Origin of the sequence: Bacillus cereus group sp. N31 (genome assembly GCF_016483245.1) — a bacterium.
Lineage (GTDB): Bacteria > Bacillota > Bacilli > Bacillales > Bacillaceae_G > Bacillus_A > Bacillus_A toyonensis.
This window is the reverse complement of the sequence record NZ_JAEHCH010000142.1, coordinates 1-207: the sequence shown is the minus strand read 5'-3', so window position 1 is coordinate 207 and position 207 is coordinate 1. Positions and strand designations below refer to the sequence as shown.

Below are 207 nucleotides of genomic sequence, written 5' to 3'. Positions count from 1 at the left end.
TCTGTTCGCAACCTTGCGGATGCTTATACACGCCTTTTCAAAAAACAAAACAATGCCCCGCGTTTCAAATCTAAGAAGAACAACGTACAATCTTACACCACAAAACAAACAAATGAAAACATTGCCGTTGTAGGAAGCAAAATTAAATTGCCAAAACTAGGTCTTGTTCGATTTGCCAAAAGTCGTGAAGTAAAGGGACGTATTTTA

The 207-nt window shown here is 37.7% G+C and carries 1 pseudogene; it reads left to right on the top strand.

The window, feature by feature from the left end:
- Positions 1–207, top strand: a pseudogene (locus JDS81_RS31240) (RNA-guided endonuclease TnpB family protein); the annotation flags it as partial.